Annotated in this window: 14 protein-coding genes; 11 read left to right on the top strand and 3 right to left on the bottom strand. The window is 46.4% G+C overall.

Features of this window, described 5'->3' with window-relative positions; all coding sequences use genetic code 11:
- Nucleotides 1–300: 300 nt before the first annotated feature.
- Entirely contained in the window at nucleotides 301–960 is a 660-nt protein-coding gene (gene plsY, locus RH949_RS27325; RefSeq protein ID WP_446357584.1) for a glycerol-3-phosphate 1-O-acyltransferase PlsY, read from the top strand.
- Between the two features lie 87 nt (nucleotides 961–1,047).
- Nucleotides 1,048–1,428, top strand: a complete 381-nt coding sequence (locus RH949_RS27320; RefSeq protein ID WP_044205897.1) for a hypothetical protein — start codon at nucleotides 1,048–1,050, stop codon at nucleotides 1,426–1,428.
- A gap of 203 nt (nucleotides 1,429–1,631) precedes the next feature.
- Here RH949_RS27320 and RH949_RS27315 read toward each other — a convergent pair whose 3' ends face one another.
- Nucleotides 1,632–2,057, bottom strand: a complete 426-nt coding sequence (locus RH949_RS27315; protein WP_446357582.1) for a hypothetical protein — start codon at nucleotides 2,055–2,057, stop codon at nucleotides 1,632–1,634.
- Nucleotides 2,058–2,417: 360 nt separating this feature from the next.
- Here RH949_RS27315 and RH949_RS27310 point away from each other — a divergent pair, with 360 nt between their 5' ends.
- Both RH949_RS27310 and RH949_RS27305 read left to right on the top strand, forming a co-directional pair.
- Nucleotides 2,418–2,705: a hypothetical protein gene (locus RH949_RS27310; RefSeq protein WP_006099721.1), complete on the top strand. Its 288-nt coding sequence runs from the start codon at nucleotides 2,418–2,420 to the stop codon at nucleotides 2,703–2,705.
- Between the two features lie 37 nt (nucleotides 2,706–2,742).
- On the top strand, nucleotides 2,743–4,959 hold the full coding sequence (locus RH949_RS27305; RefSeq protein WP_446357579.1) for a pentapeptide repeat-containing protein: 2,217 nt from the start codon (nucleotides 2,743–2,745) through the stop codon (nucleotides 4,957–4,959).
- 471 nt (nucleotides 4,960–5,430) lie between these two features.
- Here RH949_RS27305 and RH949_RS27300 read toward each other — a convergent pair whose 3' ends face one another.
- Complete coding sequence (locus RH949_RS27300; protein WP_446357577.1) at nucleotides 5,431–6,534, bottom strand: CobW family GTP-binding protein; 1,104 nt, start codon at nucleotides 6,532–6,534, stop codon at nucleotides 5,431–5,433.
- A gap of 151 nt (nucleotides 6,535–6,685) precedes the next feature.
- Between RH949_RS27300 and cysS the strand changes: the two genes are divergently transcribed.
- From cysS to RH949_RS27285, 3 genes are all read left to right on the top strand, one after another.
- A complete protein-coding gene (gene cysS / locus RH949_RS27295; protein ID WP_446357575.1) occupies nucleotides 6,686–8,134 on the top strand; it encodes a cysteine--tRNA ligase in 1,449 nt (482 codons plus the stop codon).
- A gap of 750 nt (nucleotides 8,135–8,884) precedes the next feature.
- On the top strand, nucleotides 8,885–10,273 hold the full coding sequence (locus RH949_RS27290; protein ID WP_446357573.1) for a mechanosensitive ion channel family protein: 1,389 nt from the start codon (nucleotides 8,885–8,887) through the stop codon (nucleotides 10,271–10,273).
- Between the two features lie 411 nt (nucleotides 10,274–10,684).
- Complete coding sequence (locus RH949_RS27285; RefSeq protein ID WP_006099886.1) at nucleotides 10,685–11,056, top strand: group I truncated hemoglobin; 372 nt, start codon at nucleotides 10,685–10,687, stop codon at nucleotides 11,054–11,056.
- Nucleotides 11,057–11,249: 193 nt separating this feature from the next.
- Here the strand turns inward: RH949_RS27285 and RH949_RS27280 are convergent, their stop codons facing one another.
- Nucleotides 11,250–11,435 carry an Eco29kI family restriction endonuclease gene (locus RH949_RS27280; protein WP_006099796.1) on the bottom strand — a complete coding sequence of 62 codons (186 nt, stop codon included), beginning with the start codon at nucleotides 11,433–11,435 and terminating at the stop codon, nucleotides 11,250–11,252.
- 1,191 nt (nucleotides 11,436–12,626) lie between these two features.
- Between RH949_RS27280 and RH949_RS27275 the strand changes: the two genes are divergently transcribed.
- From RH949_RS27275 to RH949_RS27260, 4 genes are all read left to right on the top strand, one after another.
- Nucleotides 12,627–12,899 (top strand): hypothetical protein, encoded by a 273-nt coding sequence (locus RH949_RS27275; RefSeq protein ID WP_446357570.1) that lies wholly within the window; start codon nucleotides 12,627–12,629, stop codon nucleotides 12,897–12,899.
- A 14-nt stretch (nucleotides 12,900–12,913) separates the two neighbouring features.
- The gene (gene pruA, locus RH949_RS27270; protein ID WP_446357568.1) at nucleotides 12,914–15,892 is read left to right on the top strand and encodes an L-glutamate gamma-semialdehyde dehydrogenase; all 2,979 of its coding nucleotides are present in this window, start codon (nucleotides 12,914–12,916) and stop codon (nucleotides 15,890–15,892) included.
- Nucleotides 15,893–16,067: 175 nt separating this feature from the next.
- On the top strand, nucleotides 16,068–18,911 hold the full coding sequence (locus RH949_RS27265; protein ID WP_006099946.1) for an ATP-binding protein: 2,844 nt from the start codon (nucleotides 16,068–16,070) through the stop codon (nucleotides 18,909–18,911).
- A gap of 39 nt (nucleotides 18,912–18,950) precedes the next feature.
- Entirely contained in the window at nucleotides 18,951–20,402 is a 1,452-nt protein-coding gene (locus tag RH949_RS27260; protein WP_446357565.1) for a hybrid sensor histidine kinase/response regulator, read from the top strand.
- Nucleotides 20,403–20,462 lie beyond the last annotated feature (60 nt).

Below are 20,462 nucleotides of genomic sequence, written 5' to 3'. Positions count from 1 at the left end.
TCTATAAACCAGCCTGGAGGCACGGGGTTATCGTGCAAGCTAAGCCGAACTATTAAGTATGTTCAGCTTAGCTTGTTTGATGACTGAGCGGGCTACTAAAAACCCAGACCTCAGCTCTTAGCAGGTCTGGGTAGTTTATCCTTCGGTCATAAGAGGGAGATATAGGTAACGAATGTTACGATTTTCCTGCCATACCCTTACCCGTGTCACACGCTCCCATATAAAATCGGCTAGGGGAGATGTTCCAATAAATAAAGTAACTATCTCCCCTAGCTTTTTAATTGTGGAGGGTTTAAAACAATGATGCGTGAGTTGAGTTGGATTGGGCTACTGCTGATCAGTGCTTACTTACTTGGCTCAATTCCAACTGGATATTTGGCAGGACGTCTGGTTAAAGGAATTGATATTCGGGAAATCGGTTCGGGATCAACGGGGGCGACCAATGTTTTGAGAAACCTGGGAAAAGGTCCAGCTTTAGTCGTTTTACTGGTTGATGCGGCGAAAGGAGTGGGTGCTGTTGCGTTGGTACATGGCTTCTTTGCCCTAACGGGAACATCGGTGATACCAGATACCTGGAAACCTTGGTTGGTGGCTGTTGTCGCTTTGGCGGCTATGTTGGGTCACAGTAAATCCATTTGGATTAACTTTACGGGAGGAAAATCAGCCGCTACAGGGTTAGGCGTCTTATTCGCTATGTCTTGGTTCGTCGCGCTGAGTGTATTGATAATCTTTATTGGGGTCGTCAGTATCTCGCGGATTGTTTCTCTGGGTTCGATTGCGGCGGCGATCGCGGTGGCTGTTTTGATGATAGTCTTAGCTCAACCATTGCCCTATCAGCTATTTGGGATTGTGGCGGGACTATACGTTATATTACGCCATCGAGCCAATATTCAGCGCCTACTTGTCGGTACTGAACCCCGTTTAGGACAATCTGCATCAGCGGAAATGATCAGCAGTTAAACCGTTGTTGGTAGGGTGTAGCTTTTCCCCTCTCAGGTTAGAGCGGATGTGAACTAGGATGGAGATAGTCAGTTTCCAACAAGTACCGTGAACCAGTACGATCCTAAACTTGCTCAGTTTAACCTATCAGGCGTGGGCTGTTGGCTCACCCTATTAGCCACCTTTCTCTTACTGGGAACAGTTGGCTTGGGCTGGCTGGTCAACGGATTCTTAATTCTGATTGGGTTAGTCATCCTCGCACCAGTCATTGGCTGGATTGGCTTTCGCTGGTGGTTACAGCGCAACCTGGTTGAGGATAAATGTCCCGTCTGTGCCTACGAGTTTACTGGGTTTAATCGTACCGAATGTCGCTGTCCCAACTGTGGCGAATTGTTGAAAGTCGAACAGGGTCAGTTTAACCGCTTGACGCCGCCGGGTACGATTGATGTAGACGCCGTAGAGGTTTCAGTAAAGCAGCTTGAGGATTAAGTCCATTGTCAGATATAAGGCTTAGCGGGTTCAAGCCATGGCGACTCAGTAGGTTAGTGGAAATACACTCAACAATATTAGTTTCTGTAAAGTCCCTCAAACCCTGACATAAGACGTAGCTTGCTTCTTTTCGGGAAGCGAGTATTTTACGAAAAGCATTCCCAAATTGACGCTCAGTAGCCGTTAACTTTCATTTGTCCCACCTACTGACTAATGGAGAGGGTATAACTTTGCCCTCCAGTGCTATCGACAATATAGATCTTGTAAGTGCCTTCTTCCCAATATCCCGGTGCTTCAACGGTTTGCCCTGGCGCAGTGGCTAACACACATTGTCTACCACTTGCCACGGGTTCACCTGTTGAATTCAATGGTTCAATGATCAAAGCCGCTTGACCAGCGCTTTGGAGGCTGAAGTTCAACGAACCGAAGTCTTGTTCCAAGGTGATCGTATACTGCGGTTGGATATTACCCACTTGGCAATTGTTCCCTTGAGCGGAAGTGCCTTGGAGTTCTAGGGCATTAAATCCTGGCGCTAACCTTTGCACAGTCTGACTATGGAGCAAACCTGCGTTCGCTAGCAGCATCGCTAAGGTGGTTGGCACAATCATCCACTTTTTCAGTCGTTTCATTCTCTGAGGCTCCACTATTGTTTGAGTCTTTCTGAAACTTATCGTCGTACATTAATAGACCCGCCGAAACTGACTCTGTTCCTGTTTGTTATTTGTCACTCGTCATTCGTCATTTGTCAGGGAATAGGGAATAGGGAACACCTCGACTTCGCTCGGTGTGTCACAGGGAACAGGGAACACCTCGAGTTTTGAGTGAACTCCCTCATCTCCCCTAGCTTCCCCAGCTTCCCCAGCTCCCCCAGCTCCCCCAGCTCCCCTAGCCGCGTAGCGCTATAACCCCTAAGAATTGCCCGAAACCTTGCTCAAACCGATAAAATCAAAACATATAACCTGATTTCTACAACTTAATTCTCTTGGCAGATGGAACCGAATCGAGACGACGACCAATTCACGCCCGTGGGCAATCCCTTTCAACCGCCCTTCTATAACACCTATCCGATGAAGAAACGGTTCAATCAAATCAGTGCTTGGTTTAACAGCCTGCCTACCGTTGGTAAAGTTATTGTGGTGATTGTCGGCGGCAGCTTGAGTTTATCCCTCTTGAAGACTGTTTTCCAACTGATTACCTCGTTAATTAGCCTTGCCCTATTGGGAATAATCCTCTATGTAGTGTATAAATTTTTCATTACCCCTAAGTCTCCCCAATAGTTGCCCACCCTTTATCCGCGTCGCGTGAGAATTGAACATGACTAGCCCTACCATAAAACAAGTCCATAATCAAGCGGTTAGTCGATCATTTTCACTGCGACTTAATCGGGCATTGCCGATGATGACCCGGCGGTTGGCAGCCGTGGTTCTGGAAGTGTCGTTAGTGACGGCAAGTGCGGTCATTCCGTACAGTATCGGCGAGTATGCCAAAGACCATTCCCCGGCTGAACCCGTTCCTATCAACCCTGTCGTCGCAGCAACGGAAGAGGCGATCGCGAAAACCCTGGCATATCCACGAGCGCGATTAAATCGCCAGGTTGCACCCCTGACGAATTTGTTCTGGTGTGGGGCAATTGTTATGCCTATCACCATAGTTAGTTGGCAACTTTATCAATTGGGGAAAACAGGGCAAACCACCCCCAAACAGTGGTTAAAGCTGCGAGTGGTGACACCAATGGGAACACCACCGGGATTAATCCGGGCAGTTTGGCGTGAGGCAGTTGGGCGCTGGGGACTTCCTCTAGGTACAGCCTATTTGCTGTGGCGGTATACGGGCGCCTTTCCCGACTTTGGCATCTTATTAGGATTGGCGGGAGTCATGCTACTCATCGAACATGGCAGTGGCTGGATTCACTCACGACGCCGCGCCTTTCACGATCGCATGGCAGGTACTTATGTGGTGAATGCGTCTCAGGGATTGGCATCCGGCTCATTCAACGGCTGGCAGACAGGTCGAGATCACTCCGTTACCCTAGAATTTGACAACGGCTGGCATCAACGTAGCGAAACATCAATCCATGATCAGCCGAATCATCCCTCCGTAACCACCATCGTCCTCACCTCCCAATCCTCATCTCGACAAGCCCCCCATCTATGGGGGTGGATGCGCCGTCATCCTGGCGCAACCTTGCTAATTCTCTCGTTTACAGGAATGGCATCGGTTTTGGGGACTTTTGTCGGGACTCAGGTGTATATTCAACGTCAGGCAAATTGGCGAGAAGTTAATCAACAGAATAACGAAGTCTTTCTAGCGCTGGTTAAGCAGTTGAGTTCTACCTCCGCCACCGCCTTAGAAGAACGACAAGGTGCAATTCTGGCGCTAGCAAGGCTGGATGATCCCCGTGCTGTGCCGTTTCTGGTGGATTTATTGGGACAGGAAAACACACCAAGTCTGATTGATACCCTGCAGCAAGCGTTGGTGAGTAAAGGTGGTGAAGCCCTACCTCCCCTGCAACGGTTGAATCAGGCGCTACAAAATGACCGAGACACATTAGCCCGTCGGGGAACGCCAGGAGAGCAGCAGTTAGTCGCCTTGCGACAACGGGCAACCAATCGCGCGATCGCGAAAATTCTCACCATCTACAGTAGTGAACTGCACGACGCAGATTTGAGTCGCACTGACTTGAGTCAAATGGACACCCGTTCAGTTCAATTTACCTTAGTTTTGGATAACCTCGACCTAGCCGGACTTAATTTCCGTTCCGCCATCTTAACTGGGGGCAGTTTCCAAAACAGCCGTTTTTATGGGGCGGGTGCGGATCAACGCTGGGGTACATTTGATGATTGGATTGCCGATTTAAGTGGGGCTGAACTTAAGGAAGCTGATTTAACGGGGGCAAATTTAAACAATGTTTTGATGGCTCGCACAAATTTGATCCGGGCAATTCTGAATCGGGCAAATTTAGCTGATAGCTATCTCATTGGCGCGAACTTCAGCAGCGCTCAACTGATTGGTGCTGATTTAACGCGAGCCGTATTAGAAAATGCTAGCTTGACCGGGGCGAATTTAGGCGAGGTAAAGGCGTCTCTAGTGAATTTACATGGGGGAAGTCTCGGTCAAGTAAGTGCCGTTGGCGGAGATTTTAGCTTTGCGGATTTGACCCAATCCAATTGGCAAGGGGCGGATTTATCGGGAGCCAATTTCAGTCATGCGAAGTTACAGGATGCGGATTTGAGTTCGACGAAATTGGTTAAAGCAAATTTGAGTCAGGCTCAATTGCAAAATGCCAAGCTACAGAATACAAATTTGAGTGAGGTAGATTTACGCGGGGCGAATTTGACAGGAACGGATTTCCTAGGCGCTATGTTTGCCACAGCCGTGCCTGTTAAATCAGATCAGTTTATCACCCAACCTCCATCCGCCGCGTCGGGGGCGCGAGTACAGGGAGTGAATTTTGCCCGGGCGAAAAATTTAGATACCAATCAGTTGCAATATATCTGTAATCATGGGGGACGGCATCCGGAATGTCCTTAAATCAAGTGTTGTGGTGAGGGGGAGCAGAGGGAGCTGGGGTTGTAGAGACGTTCCGGTGGAACGTCTGGGAGCTGGGGGAGCAATGGTACATTTTCCCTGATAGTGGTGCAAGGATATGAAAGGGTTTGACCTTTTTTCCTTGAACAATAGCAATGATCAATGCCACTCAAAGCCTTGATAGCTAATGGTTTCGGCTTTATGCAGCAAACCCTAATTAACAGGGGCTTATGTTAATGGTATAAGCTGTCATGCATTTAAATTTGGTATTAGCAGCGAGCAAGATGCAAAGCCTGCGGCATGGCTTCGCTTAACGCACTACAGGGATTTTGCCATTCTTGACATTAAGGTTTAAATGCCGAACAGCTTAAGAGGATGAGCTATCTTCCTTATTTCCCCTACAAAATCGGTTTCAAGACTTCCCATGAAAAGTCAAAATACTCTTCCCCCCAGTTCCCCTTAACTGAGCAGTAGTCAAGCCCCAAATCCCTTACCTCGATTTACCGAGGGTAAACAGAGACAATTTTCAAGTTGTTTGTACAACTTATCATGGTCTAAATCCTGACCAATCAGCACCAATTGATTTTTCTTTTCCCCTTTCCACTGATCATCTTCAATATTAAACCGCTTACCACTGAGGTGGAAAATGTGGCGGTTTGGACTTTCATCAAACCAGAGAATTCCCTTAGCTCGGAAAATATTCGTTGTCAGTTGATTGTCCAGGAAATATTGAAACTTCCGGATGTTGAAGGGTTTATCACTCTGGAAGGAAATCGAGGTAAACCCATCATTTTCTAAGTGATGGGAGTGATCATGATCATGGTGATGGTGATGCTCGTGATGTTCGTGATCGCAATCATGGTCATGGTGATGCTCATGATCGTGATGTTCATGGTCATGATCCGATGACTCATCAAAATACTGATCTGACTCAAACAATCCTACACTTAAAATCAGCGGTAATGGCACTTGGGATTGAGTGGTGCGAATAATCCTCGCCCCGTCTTTAATTTCGCGAATTCTTACCTCTAAGGCGTCTACATCACCTTCATCAACTAAATCGATTTTATTCAGCAGAATAATATCACCGTAAGCAATTTGGCTATATGCCGCTTCGCTATTGAATAGATCCAAACTGAAATTCTCACAGTCTACCACGGTAACGATGGAATCGAGGCGCGTCATGTCTCGCAGTTCGGTTCCTAGAAACGTGAGGGCGACGGGTAGGGGATCGGCTAATCCAGTGGTTTCCACCACCAGATAATCCACCTTGTCATCCCGTTCGAGTACCTTGTAGACGGCATTGACTAAATCTTCATTAATGGTGCAGCAAATACAACCATTACTCAGTTCCACCATGTCATCCCCGGTGGTAACAATGAGTTCATTATCAATGCCGATTTCGCCAAACTCATTGACTAAAACGGCAGTCTTGACACCTTCTTGGTTGCTCAAGATATGATTAAGCAGCGTCGTTTTGCCACTGCCGAGAAATCCGGTAATAATCGTGACAGGTAAGCCATGTTTCGGAGCGTCCAGGGTTGGGTCGGATACAGACTGAGTTGTGACTGATTGCATAAGGCGCTATGTTGAACTGTCTTTAAACGTCAGAATATAGGAAGATAACGTACAGGTGTGATTCAATAAGACATCAAGCTGTACGCTGGATATGCCAATCCTTTCCCATTATTGCGTATCTGTTCCCAACTGAGTTTACTGTTCTTTTGCCATGACCCTAACCCTGTACAATACACTGACTCGTCGCAAAGAACCGTTTTCCCCGATAGAGGCGGGTAAGGTGCGGATGTATTGCTGCGGCATCACCGCTTATGACTATTGCCATTTGGGTCATGCTAGAACCTGCATTATCTGGGATACTGCCCGTCGTTATCTACAATGGCGCGGCTATGATGTGAACTACGTACAGAATTTTACCGATATCGACGATAAAATCCTGAATCGGGCGCGACAAGAGGGAACCTCGATGGAGGCTGTCTCGGAACGCTTCATTCAGGCGTATTTTGAGGATATGGCGCGGCTGAATGTGGATGAGGCGGATGCCTATCCCCGGGCGACGCATTGCCTGGATGGGATTAAGCGGCTAATTTATGACCTAGAACAAAAAAATTACGCCTACCCCGCCGCTGGAGATGTTTACTATGCTGTGCGTCGTTTTGGTGAGTATGGCAAGTTGTCGGGACGAAAGTTAGAGGATTTACAAGCGGGGGCGAGTGGGCGAGTTGAGGTAGCGGATGCTGAGGCAGGCAAGAAAAAAGACGCTTTTGATTTTGCCCTGTGGAAGGGTTCTAAGCCGGGAGAACCCGCCTGGGAATCGCCTTGGGGGGCGGGACGCCCTGGATGGCATATTGAGTGTTCTGCGATGATTCGGGACAATTTGGGGGACACGGTGGATATTCATGCGGGTGGATCAGATTTGGTGTTTCCCCACCACGAGAATGAAATTGCCCAATCAGAAGCGGTGACGGGTCAACCCTTGGCGCGTTACTGGTTACATACGGGTATGGTGATTGTGAATGGGGAGAAGATGTCGAAATCCCTGGGGAATTTTATCACGATTCGGGATTTACTCGATCGCGCGACTGATCCGATGGCAGTACGGTTGTTTGTCCTCCAGGCACAGTATCGCAAACCCTTAGATTTTACCGATGAGGCGTTGGCGGCAGCGACGAATGGGTGGCATACGTTGAAGGAGGGATTGCTGTTTGGGGATCAGTATGGTGAACAACTAGGGTGGCAAGACTCAGATAAACGGCAAACTGCTGTTTTAGAACGCTTTCAAGCTGCTGTTGATGATGATTTCAATTTTGCTGAAGGGTTAGCTGTATTATTTGAACTGGCAAAAGACTTGGGACGTGAGGGGAATATTTTGGTACATGAAGGGAAAACCCGGACATCGCCCCAGGAATTAGAAGCACAATGGCATACCTTAGTAGAATTGGCGCAGGTGTTTGGACTTGAGGCGCAAGGGGAGGAAATTAGTCAGGAATCGACAAGTGGGTTAAGTGATGCAGAAATTGAAGCGCTGATTCAGCAACGTAGTTCGGCGCGGAAACGGAAGGATTTTGAAATGAGCGATCGCATTCGGGATGAACTCAAAGCCCAAGGGATTACGCTGATTGATCAATCGGGTGGTGTGACTCGTTGGCATCGCAATTGAATGTTCACGAGGCGATTGAAATCGCTGCTACACAAACTTTCGTCCGCCTGCGCGGACTGGGTTATATAGCAGTAGACACATCGATTAGGACTTTCGGCACCATTGTAGAGACGCGCCATGGCGCGTCTCTACATAAATGATGTGTCCTAACCGCTATGGCGGTTGCTATAATACCGAATCCGTCATACATAACCCTTTTATGTCCAGATTGTAGAGACGTTGCATGCAACGTCTCTACAGGGTTTTTGCGATTTAATCTAAAAGGGGTAGTTAACCCGGATTTGGTATAACGGGGATAATGTTTGGTATCACCTGTCCGTAGCTAGAATTGACACTCACCGTCCTAAAGGAGCGGTGATTCTTGGGCTGATCTTGCCTCCGGTTTTTCGTCTCACGAATGAGATAATCTGCCATTGGTCTTACAGAGCATAACTTGAGCCTTTCAGCTCACTCCTCAAGCTTGAATTCCCGTGTGTCCCACGGTATTATGTATCGAGATTTATCGAATTCTCGCTCTAACGTCTCTCACTTTACAAGATTTAGGATTTGGAGCTACCAGGGTTCCGGATACAAGAGATAATCCGCGCTTACCAACTCCGCTTTTTATGTGTGTTTATACTGTTAGTATACATTTTGTTGGTCGTTCCGTCAAAACATTTTTAAATGTCCCCCTAAAAGGGGATGCTTTAGACCCAAATTTCCGGTAATCTGTTTTGGCTAAATCTGTTCAAAACGCTGAAAACTGACCTGATGAAAATCCTACCTAACGGTTCACGTCGATTAAGCCTTGTCGTATTTGCTACTGGATTTCTTTTCCTAGCTAGTCCTCACCGGAGTGTCGCCCAAGACGAGATGGTTCCTATTCCCGCTGATGCGAATTCCTCCCTGAGAAGTAATCCCGATAGTGAAGTCTATTTTGCCGATATTTTAGTTAGAGGTAGACCTGTATTCCAAATGGGTAGCTTGGCGGATTTGGGCGCAAGAGAACGGGCAAAAATTATTAATCGGCGGGTTAACAGTCTTTTGGCACAATCAGAAACTTTAGGACAGGTAACTGTTAAACCGGATGACCCTCGTCAAGTGGCAACGTTGCGATTGAATAACCGAGTATTAATGACGGTTACTCAGCAAGATGCCCAAGATTTTGGTTTGTCTGTGGAAGCTTTAGCCGAGAGATGGGCAGAACAATTGAATCTGGCAATAAAAAAACCGCCCTTAGCGATTGATGTGGGACAGCGTCTCTATGGAACAGTGCGGCAACTTTTACGGGATATTATAACAAATCTCCCTTCTTTATTAGGGGCGATGGTTATGGTTGGGATTACCTGGGGAGTGGCGAAAGGAGTGCGATTTATTGGCTTTAGTTGGGCGCAACGGACAGAAGGCGATCGCAGTACGGAAATTCTGATTGGACGCTTGGGTTATGGTGGCGTCTGGGTACTGGGTTCAATCATTACTCTAGGTGTTTTGGGTTTAAATTTTGGGGCGTTATTAGGGGCATTAGGACTCACCAGTGTGGCGATTGGTTTCAGTCTTAAAGATGTCTTGAGTAATTATATCTCTGGGGTAATTTTACTTGCGGCTCGACCCTTTGGTATTAATGATCAGGTGGTAATTAGTGATTATGAGGGGACGATTACGCAGATTAACCTCCGGGCAACGACGATGAGAACCTATGATGGGCGGTTAGTTTATATTCCGAATCAGGAAGTATTCTCTGCCAGTATTATTAATAATACGGCTTCGCCGCGCCGTCGTAGTTCGGTCACAGTTGGTATTGACTATGATGCCGATATTACTCAGGCAAAACAAGTGATTCAAAATGCTCTCACTTCACTTTCTGGAATAGAAAAAGAACCGCCTCCAGAAATTTTGGTAATGGAATTAGCGGCGAGTACGGTGAATCTGGAAGTGCGGTTTTGGGTGGATTCGCGGCGATTAGGGTTTTTGACGATGACATCTCAAGTCTGTCAACGTATAAAAGAAGCACTGCAAGCGGCAGATATTGAGATGCCGACTGATATCTATACTTTGCTGTTCCGTAATTCTCCTTTACCAACGGATACAACGGGTAATTCTCAATCTGATAATTCGGATTCCGAGTTAGTTCTTCCTCATCAAAACTCAGCCAATGGATAAAGTGTTAAGCTGAACAAAACGCGAAGCATCCTTTGGTCTCCCCCTTTTTAAGGGGGACGGAAGGGGGATCTGAAGGGGGACTTTGATCTACTGTACTTTATTACAGCGCAAAGATCTGTATACCGTAGGGTGGGTTTCGACTTCGCTCAACCCACCAGCTTTAATTCAGTGGCATTCTACCTAAGACAGTCTTAAGAAAAGCTTTTTTTTCCATATTTTAGAGACGCTATATGTCATGTCTATCGTTAATTTAAAATTTTTATTTTTTATAGAAAAACAATATAATCAAGTTTTTTTAATCCAACTTACGGTAGAGAGGTTACTCCGCTATTGCTGTACTCAAGAGAGACGTAACCTCTTCAATACCGAGATAGAATAGTTAATAGAAATTGCTAAGTTTTAGAAACGAATATGCATACACCACCAAACCTAACCTTATACGAGAAGCTAGGCGGACAGCCAGTTGTTGCTCAAATTGTAGATGATTTTTACCAACGTGTGTTAGCAGATGATACCGTCAGTCACTTTTTTGCTAACACCGATATGGAAAAGCAACGGCGTCATCAAACCGCTTTTGTTTCCCATGCGTTGGGGGGTCCCAATCAATACACTGGACGCTCAATGGAAAAAGCCCACGCTGGATTAGACTTACAACCGGAACATTTTGATGCAATTGCCAAGCACTTGGGTGAGTCACTGGATGAGTATGGACTTACCCAAGAGGAAATCAACAGCGTACTTGAGCGCATCTCAACATTGAAAGAGGCGGTTTTGTACAAGTAATCGTAATTGAATCACTGAATTCAATGGGTTGACCGAAATAATTTATAATATCTCAAAACAGGCAAGTTGCACCGTAAATTGACTGGCTTTACACTAACAGCACAACCTCAAAAATTAGCCAAGCAAGACGTGCAGCAGGGAAAAGGAATATTGCGGATTTTGCCGTTTTTAAAGTCATCACGGAAAAGCTTAATCAGATGACTTGTGATATAAAATGTCGCCAACCACTCGGAACCGCTTTCCCCGCATAAATTGGTGTGGAAAGGTTATGGCTGTTCGCTTGCGCGATCGCAGTATAGGGTGGAAAATTACCTGTGTAGTACAGGAGGTAAAGTCCTGCACCTGTAAATGTCTCTGATGGCGGTAAGCTGTAATGCATTTAAATTGTGTATTAGTAGCGAGCAAGATGCTTGATGTAGCGAGCAAGATGCTCGCACTACGGCAAGGATGGTGCCATTAATTGATATTAAGGTTTAAATGCCGAACAGCTAAATGAAGGATCAACCTTTGAGTTTACGTTGCCTTTATCCTGTCCTGGCGATTAATTTTAATGTAGGGGCGACCCGCTTGCACCAATTGACAATATTATTCACTCAATTTGATCGGGTCGCCCTTAACTCAATTTTTGGGGTGTATCCTGCAATATTATGGGTGAATATCATGGGCGCACGCCATGCGCCCCTACGGTTTCTTGTAATGAGTTGAGTACAATTACTTGAAGCTTTGGTTCTCAGGCAAAGTGGTGGGTATGGGGTGGTGGATGGAGTATAGGTGTTTGAGTGCAGTTTGAGTGATAGTTGGTATGCCAGTTTACGATCGCGTCTGGGGTCTGCATCCGGTGAGTAAGCTAGATTAGGATGGATGGCACTGAAAATTGGCATGGCGCGATCGCTCAAACTTTGGATATGCCGTAGGGTGGGCATTGCCCACCAGACTTAAGGAGCGTGACTTTCTGATTAGGATAGTATTGCCTTTGATTTCCGCTGTGGCTGTTGCCCAGGAAAGGTTGAGCTCATCGGCGGTGAACCCCTTCGGGATAACACGAGATTTTGGGCTGATAGCGCGGATGGGTCGGTGTTTTTTTTCCGGCGGTTCGGAAAAATGGCTGAATCTCCCTCTAAATAAGCGGTTGAAGGTGACTCTGCCCAAATTTCAGCCGCGCAATTCCTGAAAGGCTTACTGGGACTGATGTTTGGCGATTTTTATTTTTGCCTCTTGCCAAACCATACCCCTGAAATGCTATTATTTTTATCAGCCGCGCAACTGCACCATGAAAACTACATACTGTCAGGCTTCCAGATGACCGCTCTCGGAATTCCCCTGAATCCCTATCAGGGATTGAAACTGCTCCCTGAAGGTTGGCTCTCCAGAGGTCTGCTTGCTCGGAATTCACCTGAATCCCTATCAGGGATTGAAACAGATTAACGCTAATCAAACAAGCGCGAATTAAATCCTCGGAATTCCCCTGAATCCCTATCAGGGATTGAAACGGTACTGTTTTTGTGAAAGCTGCTGATTCTGTTTCTCGGAATTCCCCTGAATCCCTATCAGGGATTGAAACTTCTCGTAAATGGGGAGATATCCCCACCGTACCGCTCGGAATTCCCCTGAATCCCTATCAGGGATTGAAACAATTCTGACGGAAGCACTCATTACAGTTTACGAGCTCGGAATTCCCCTGAATGCCTATCAGGGAGTGAAACTTGATGCGCCGGAAAGGGCTTGGGAACCAAGCCCCTACGTGGGGAAGTCCCCCGAATCCCGATACGGCAACCAACCTGCACGATTGGCTCTAGCGGGATATAATAAAGAGTTCGAGATAAATGCCTTAGCCCAGAATTAGGAGTCTACCCGCCCGTGGTTGTACAAGTCGCCAATAGCATCTACGAAACCCAAACCACCGAAATCGCCAAACACCTCCTCGACGCCACGCGGCAAAAACGCTCCTTTTTTGCCCAAATGCGTGATCAGATGCGCTGGGATGATAAACTCCTAGCTTGGGCGATGAGTAATCCGGGTTTGCGAGTACAGCTTTTTCGCTTCATTGATGCCTTACCCGCCCTCCAGAGTAAAACTGAGATTGCCCGTCATTTACAAGACTATTTAGGGGATGAGTCGGTGGAACTTCCCGCCGCCCTGAAAAATTTACTCAATTTTGCGAATCCTGACTCCATGCCGGGACAGTTGGCGGCGTCAACAGTATCCACGGCGGTGGAAACCCTAGCGAATAAGTATATCGCTGGGGCAACAATTAAGCAGGTAATGAAGACAATTGAACGCCTGCGGAAGGATAAGATGGCATTTACCCTAGATTTACTCGGGGAAGCCGTGATTACCGAAACCGAAGCCCAGTCTTATCTGGAACGCTATCTGGATTTGATGGAACAGTTGACTCAGGAGGCGAAAAGTTGGTCAACGATGCCGCAAATTGACCAGGCTGATGGGGAAGATTTACCACGAGTTCAAGTCTCGGTCAAGTTAACCGCATTTTATTCCCAATTTGACCCCCTAGATCCAGAAGGTAGCAAAAAACGAGTGTGCGATCGCATCCGGATTCTGTTACGTCGTGCTAAGGAATTGGGGGCGGCGGTTCATTTTGATATGGAACAGTATGTCTATAAGGACATGACTCTGGGCATTCTCAAAGAATTGTTGATGGAAAACGAATTCCGCGATCGCACGGATTTAGGCATTACCCTACAAGCCTATCTACGCGATAGTAAAGGGGATTTAAACGATATTATCACCTGGGCAAAAGAACGGGGCAATCCCCTAACCGTGCGTCTGGTTAAAGGGGCATATTGGGATCAGGAAACGATTAAATCCTTACAAAACCATTGGCAACAACCCGTATATAACCAAAAAAGCGCCACCGATGCCAATTTCGAGGCGATGACTCAGCTATTGCTAGAAAATCACCAGTATCTCTATGCTGCCATCGGATCACATAACGTGCGATCGCAAGCCAAAGCCATCGCGATTGCGGAACAGTTGAATATTCCCCGTCGCCGCTTCGAGATGCAAGTTCTCTACGGAATGGGGGATCAACTCGCCAAAGCCTTAGTAAAACGGGGACATCGGGTGCGGGTTTATGCACCTTATGGAGAACTCTTACCCGGAATGGCATATCTGATTCGTCGCTTACTAGAAAATACCGCCAATAGTTCCTTCCTGCGCCAAAGTTTAGAAGAACGCCCGGTTGAGGAATTAATCGCCCCGCCTGTGGTTACCGAGGAACCTGTAGAGACGCGCCATGGCGCGTCTCTACCATTCGCCAACGCCCCGGATACCGATTACGCCCAAGCCGACGCCAGAGAAAAAGCCCAAACCGCCTTACAACAGGTGCGCCAACAACTAGGGAAAACCTACTATCCGTTCATTAATGGCGACTATCAACCCACCACCGAAACCGTTGATTCCGTTAATCCCTCGAATCCCAGTGAAATTATCGGTAAAGTTGGGTTACTCTCAATTGAACAAGCCGAAACAGCCTTAAACGCCGCCAAAGCCGCCTTTCCCGGATGGCGTCGCACCCCGGTTAAACAACGGGCGGATATTTTGCGTCAAGCGGCGGAATTAATGGAAGGGCGTCGGGAAGAACTTTCGGCTTGGATATGCTTAGAAGTCGGCAAAGCCTTACGGGAAGCCGATGGAGAAGTCTCCGAAGCCATCGACTTTTGCCGTTACTATGCATCAGAAATGGAACGGCTAGAGGGCGGCTATATCTATGATGTGGCTGGGGAAACCAATCGCTATGTCTACCAACCCAGAGGAATTGCGGTGGTGATTTCGCCCTGGAATTTCCCCTTGGCGATTGCGACGGGAATGACGGTAGCGGCGTTAGTCGCGGGAAATTGTACCCTCCTCAAACCTGCTGAAACCTCATCCGTGATTGCGGCGAAACTGGCAGAAATTTTAGTCGAAGCCGGAATTCCGAAGGGAGTGTTTCAATATGTCCCTGGTAAAGGTTCCCAGGTGGGGGCGTATATGGTGAAACATCCAGATACCCATTTAATCGCCTTCACGGGTTCTCAGGAAGTGGGATGTCGGATTTACGCCGATGCTGCAATCGTTCAACCCAGTCAAACGCACCTGAAACGGGTAATTGCTGAGATGGGGGGTAAGAATGGGATTATTGTGGATGAAAGTGCGGATTTAGATCAAGCCGTGGCGGGCGTGGTGAAGTCGGCATTTGGGTATAGTGGTCAAAAATGTTCCGCCTGTTCACGGGTAATCGTTCTCGACCCTATCTATAATACCTTTATCGAACGATTAATTGAAGCCACGCGATCGCTCAATATTGGGGCGGCGGAATTACCCAGTACCCAAGTTGGTCCAGTAATTGATGCGACTGCCAGAAATCGGATTCAGGACTATATTGAAAAAGGGCGACAAGAGGCAGAAATTGCGGTGGAATGTGAAGTCCCCGAAACGGGTTATTTTGTCAGTCCCACGATTTTTACCAACGTTTCACCCGATGCCAAAATTGCCCAAGCGGAAATCTTTGGTCCTGTGGTAGCGGTGATTCGGGTTAAAGATTTTCCAGACGCCCTGGCTGTGGCAAATGGAACTAAATATGCGCTGACGGGAGGATTATATTCCCGCACCCCCTCCCATATTGACCAAGCATCTACCGAGTTTGAAGTTGGCAATCTCTATATTAACCGCACGATTACCGGGGCGATTGTTTCGCGCCAACCCTTTGGTGGGTTTAAACTATCAGGGGTAGGGTCTAAGGCGGGAGGACCCGATTATTTACTCCAATTCTTAGAACCGCGCACGATTACCGAAAATATTCAACGTCAGGGGTTTGCCCCAATTGAAGGAGTTGATTGATTCAAAGGAGATCCCCGACTTCTTTAAGAAGTCGGGGATCTGGCAGAGAAGTCGGGGATCTGGCAGACTGAAAGGTTATACAGTAGTATTATCAAATTTTGAATAAATTTCTTAATAGATTAGGGTAGCATCTGAGTCGTCAATCCACTCATTACTCGTAGACTAACACTGACGGATGTTACCCAGTTTTTTAGCAAAACCCTCTCTAAAAATGCGTTTGCGCCTTGTCCTTGTCATTCCTTTCCTGCTGCAAATTACGGCAGCCGTGGGATTGACGGGTTGGCTTTCCTTACGCAATGGTGAACAAGCAGTTCATGAACTTGCCAGTGATTTACGCCATGAAATCGCTGCCCGAATTGAACAGAAACTCGATAGTTATTTGCAAATCCCCCATGCCTTTAATCAACTCAATGCCAATGAAACCTGTCTGAATCAATTAAAATTAGACAATTTGCTGGATTGTGAGAAAACCGTCTGGCATCAGATGCAAGTTTTTCCGGTTAGCGCTACAGCCATCGGTACAGAAGATGGTAAATATCTGGAAGTGGTGCGACAAGAGGGGGATAATTTTCAAATTCATGAATCAGTGAATTATACTAAATATATTTATGCCGCGAATCAGCAAGGAAATCGGATAAAGTTATTAGAAACTCCTGCCTACGATGATCACCGAACTCGACCCTGGTACGAAAAGGCGGTAAAAGCAGGTGAGGCAACCTGGAGTGAGGTTTTTCGCTATGAAAATGAAGATACATTAGCGATCGCGGCAAGTCTGCCCCTGTATCAGGATGATACCTTGCTGGGGGTCACCAGTACAATTCTGTCTCTGTCTCATATTGGGGACTTCCTGGAAAACTTGGAAATTGGTGACTTTGGACAGACGTTTATTTTAGAACCGAAGGGAAAGGGAACCTTAGTGGCTACATCGATGAGTGAAGAGACATTTGTCTCTACTGATCATCAGGCGAAATCAGAACGGAATGACTCGATTACCAGTGATAACCCACTAATTAAGGCGACGGCTGACTTTTTAGTTGGGAAATTTGGTAGCTTTGAGACTATCCAAGGAGAATACCAGTTAGATTTTACATTAGAGAAAAAGAAGCAATTTGTCCAAGTTCTCTCCTTTCAAGACGATCAAGGACTCAATTGGTTGATTGTTGTCGTGGTGCCCGAAGAGGAATTTATGGCACGTATCCACGCCAACACGCGCACAACCATTCGGCTATGTGTAGCGGCGTTGATTCTTGCCACCCTTTTGGGATTATTTACCTCGCGTTGGATTAGTCAACCCATTTTACGACTGAGTATGGCATCTTGTGCGATCGCGAGTGGGGAACTTGATCAACGAGTCAAAGTCGAAGGGATTTATGAACTGCGGATTTTATCTAAATCCTTTAACCAAATGGCGCAGCAGTTGCAGGAATCCTTTACCGCCTTGGAAGATGCCAAAGCTGAACTGGAATTGCGGGTAGAACAACGTACAGCGGAACTAAAAACGGCGAAAGAAGACGCGGATACGGCAAATAACGCCAAAAGTGAGTTTCTGGCAAATATGAGTCATGAACTGCGAACGCCACTGAATGGAGTGTTAGGCTATGCCCAAATTCTGCAACGATCAAAAACGATGAGCGATCGCGAATTGGATGGTGTTCGCATCATCCATCAATGCGGTTCTCATTTGCTGATGCTGATTAATGATATTCTCGATTTAGCGAAAATTGAAGCCCGGAAGATGGAACTCCATGGCAGTGATATTCATTTTCCCTCATTCCTGCGGGGTGTTGTCGAAATTTGCCGGATTCGGGCGGATGCAAAAGGCATTTCCTTTATCTATCAACCCACATCATCCCTTCCTGCTGGTATCCACGTAGACGAAAAGCGACTGCGACAAGTTCTAATTAATCTCCTCAGCAATGCGATTAAATTTACCGATACTGGCGGCGTTACCTTTAAAGTCGGCTATGCAGATAACCAAGACAATCACAGTATCGGGGGACACAATGGAGACAAGCCAGAAGGCGTCTCTCATCCCCAAGAAACCTCAACCCCTCCCCATCACCAAATCCGGTTTCAAATCGAAGATACCGGGGTAGGGATGAGTCCCCAACAATTGCAACGCATCTTTTTACCCTTTGAACAAGTGAGCGATCGCAAACGTCAGGCGGAAGGAACTGGACTAGGTTTAGCGATTAGCACTAAGATTGTACAACTCATGGGTAGTACCATTCAAGTCCACAGTGAAGTCGGTAAGGGAAGTGTATTTACCGTAGATCTAGACTTACCCGAAGCCCAAGAATGGATGCAAAAAATTACTACCCCCACTCAGGGTAGAATTATTGGCTATCAGGGCAAATCACACACAATCCTCGTTGTCGATGATCGCTGGGAAAATCGTTCAGTCATCATCAATTTGCTCGAACCTTTAGGATTTGAGGTGATTGAGGCGAATAATGGTAAAGAAGGATTAGATATCGCCATGACAGCTACGCCAGATCTAATCATTACCGACTTGATCATGCCGATTATGGACGGCTTTGAGATGATGCGACACATTCGCCAGTCCAAAACCCTAAAAAATATGCTAATTGTAGTATCGTCAGCCAGTGTGTTTGAGATGGATCGGCATCACAGTTTGGTAGCTGGGGGTAATGATTTTCTGGCTAAACCCGTTCAAATTGATGAGCTACTCCAGACGTTACAACACCATTTGGGACTGACCTGGATTTACGAACCCGCATCAGGGAATGGTAGTCAGTCAGCGGCGGTTAAGGTAACACCATACGAGCAACAAAAACTGGGCAAACCCGAAGCAATTATTTTTCCGGAAGAGGAACTAGACATCCTCTGGGATTTAGCCATGAAAGGTCGGATTAAACTTTTGCTCGAAAAAATTGATAGTATCGAGAGTTCTGATCATAAGTTTGCCCCATTTGCTCAATATATCCGCCAGCTTGCTAAAGGCTTCCAGCTTAAAAAAATACGAGATTTTATTGAGGAAAATCGGTGCATTCACTAAACGCAATTAACATATCGCTACCCCCTAGAAATTATAGCCATGCTTAAGTCCAACTCTACTACCTTGAACCGGATAGAACAACGCAACAAGGCAATGATAGACAAGTTAAATAAAACGATTATTTTAATTATTGACGATAGTCCCAACAATCTAGAAATACTCTCAGAAACCCTGACCAGCGCTGGATTTGAAATTGCCGTTGCTCTTGATGGAGAAACCGCGCTTGAGCAAATTGCTTATGATCCACCGACCTTAATTCTGTTAGATGTGATGATGCCAGGAATTGACGGATTTGAAACCTGCCGACGTCTGAAATCCAATCCTGACACTCACGAGATTCCGATCATTTTTATGACAGCTTTGACCGATACCATTGATAAAGTTAAGGGGTTAAATTTAGGGGCTGTAGACTATATCACTAAACCCTTTCAGCAGGAAGAGGTATTAGCACGAGTCAAGGTGCATTTGAAACTGCGAACCTTAACCAAAACCCTAGAAGAACAGAATACCCGATTAGTTGAGGAAGTTGAACAACGGGGTAAAGCAGAAGCCGCCTTACAAACATTGACCCAGGAATTGGAACAACGAGTGGAAGAACGAACAAATCAACTCGCCCAAGCCCTCAACAATTGGCAACAAGCCCAAGCCATGCTAGTTCAAAGTGAAAAAATGTCCAGTCTGGGACAAATGTTAGCCGGAGTTGCCCATGAAATTAATAATCCCATTACTTCGATTCATGGTAATTTAAGCTGTGCGGGTGAATATAGTCGAGACTTACTGAAACTGCTGCAACTCTACGCTCAACATTATCCGAATCCAGTTACCGAAATTCAAGATAAATCTCAAAAAATTGACACAGATTTTCTGGTAAAAGATTTACCCAAAACCTTTAAGTCGATGGAATTGGGCATCGAACGCATTTGCCAAATCATTAAAAGCTTGCGGAATATATCTCGCCTCGACGCAGGCGAAATGATGATGGTTGATTTGCACGAGGGGCTAGAGAGTACGCTGGTTCTCTTGCAACATCGGATCAAACCCACCGGGAAACATTTAGGCATTCAAGTGATTAAAGAATATGGAAAGTTATCGCCCATTGAATGCTATCCTGGACGCCTGAGCCAAGTGTTTATGAATATTCTGGCGAATGCAATTGATGCTTTAGAAGAAGCAGAATTTAGAAAGCAAAATTCCGAAACAATTTCCGAGAGTGATACAACCCCCGCGCCTCCCACCATCTGGATTCGTACCAAAGGGATTGATAACCAGCGAGTAGAAATCCGTATTTCTGATAATGGTCCTGGTATCCCTGAAGAGATACAAGAAAAGCTATTCCACGCCTTTTTCACCACTAAACCTTTTGGCAAGGGAACGGGGTTAGGGTTATCGATTAGTCATGAGATTGTCGTGGAAAAACACAGCGGACAATTACGTTGTGTGTCTCAACCTGGAAAAGGCGCTGAGTTTATCATTGAACTTCCGATTGGTTAATATCATCATTCGTCTTATGTCATTTGTAAAGTTTTGAGGACTATTGACAAAACTCAACCA

Origin of the sequence: Coleofasciculus sp. A1-SPW-01, assembly GCF_040217205.1 — a bacterium.
GTDB lineage: Bacteria > Cyanobacteriota > Cyanobacteriia > Cyanobacteriales > Coleofasciculaceae > Coleofasciculus > Coleofasciculus chthonoplastes_A.
This window is presented reverse-complemented; position numbering and strand designations above follow the sequence as displayed.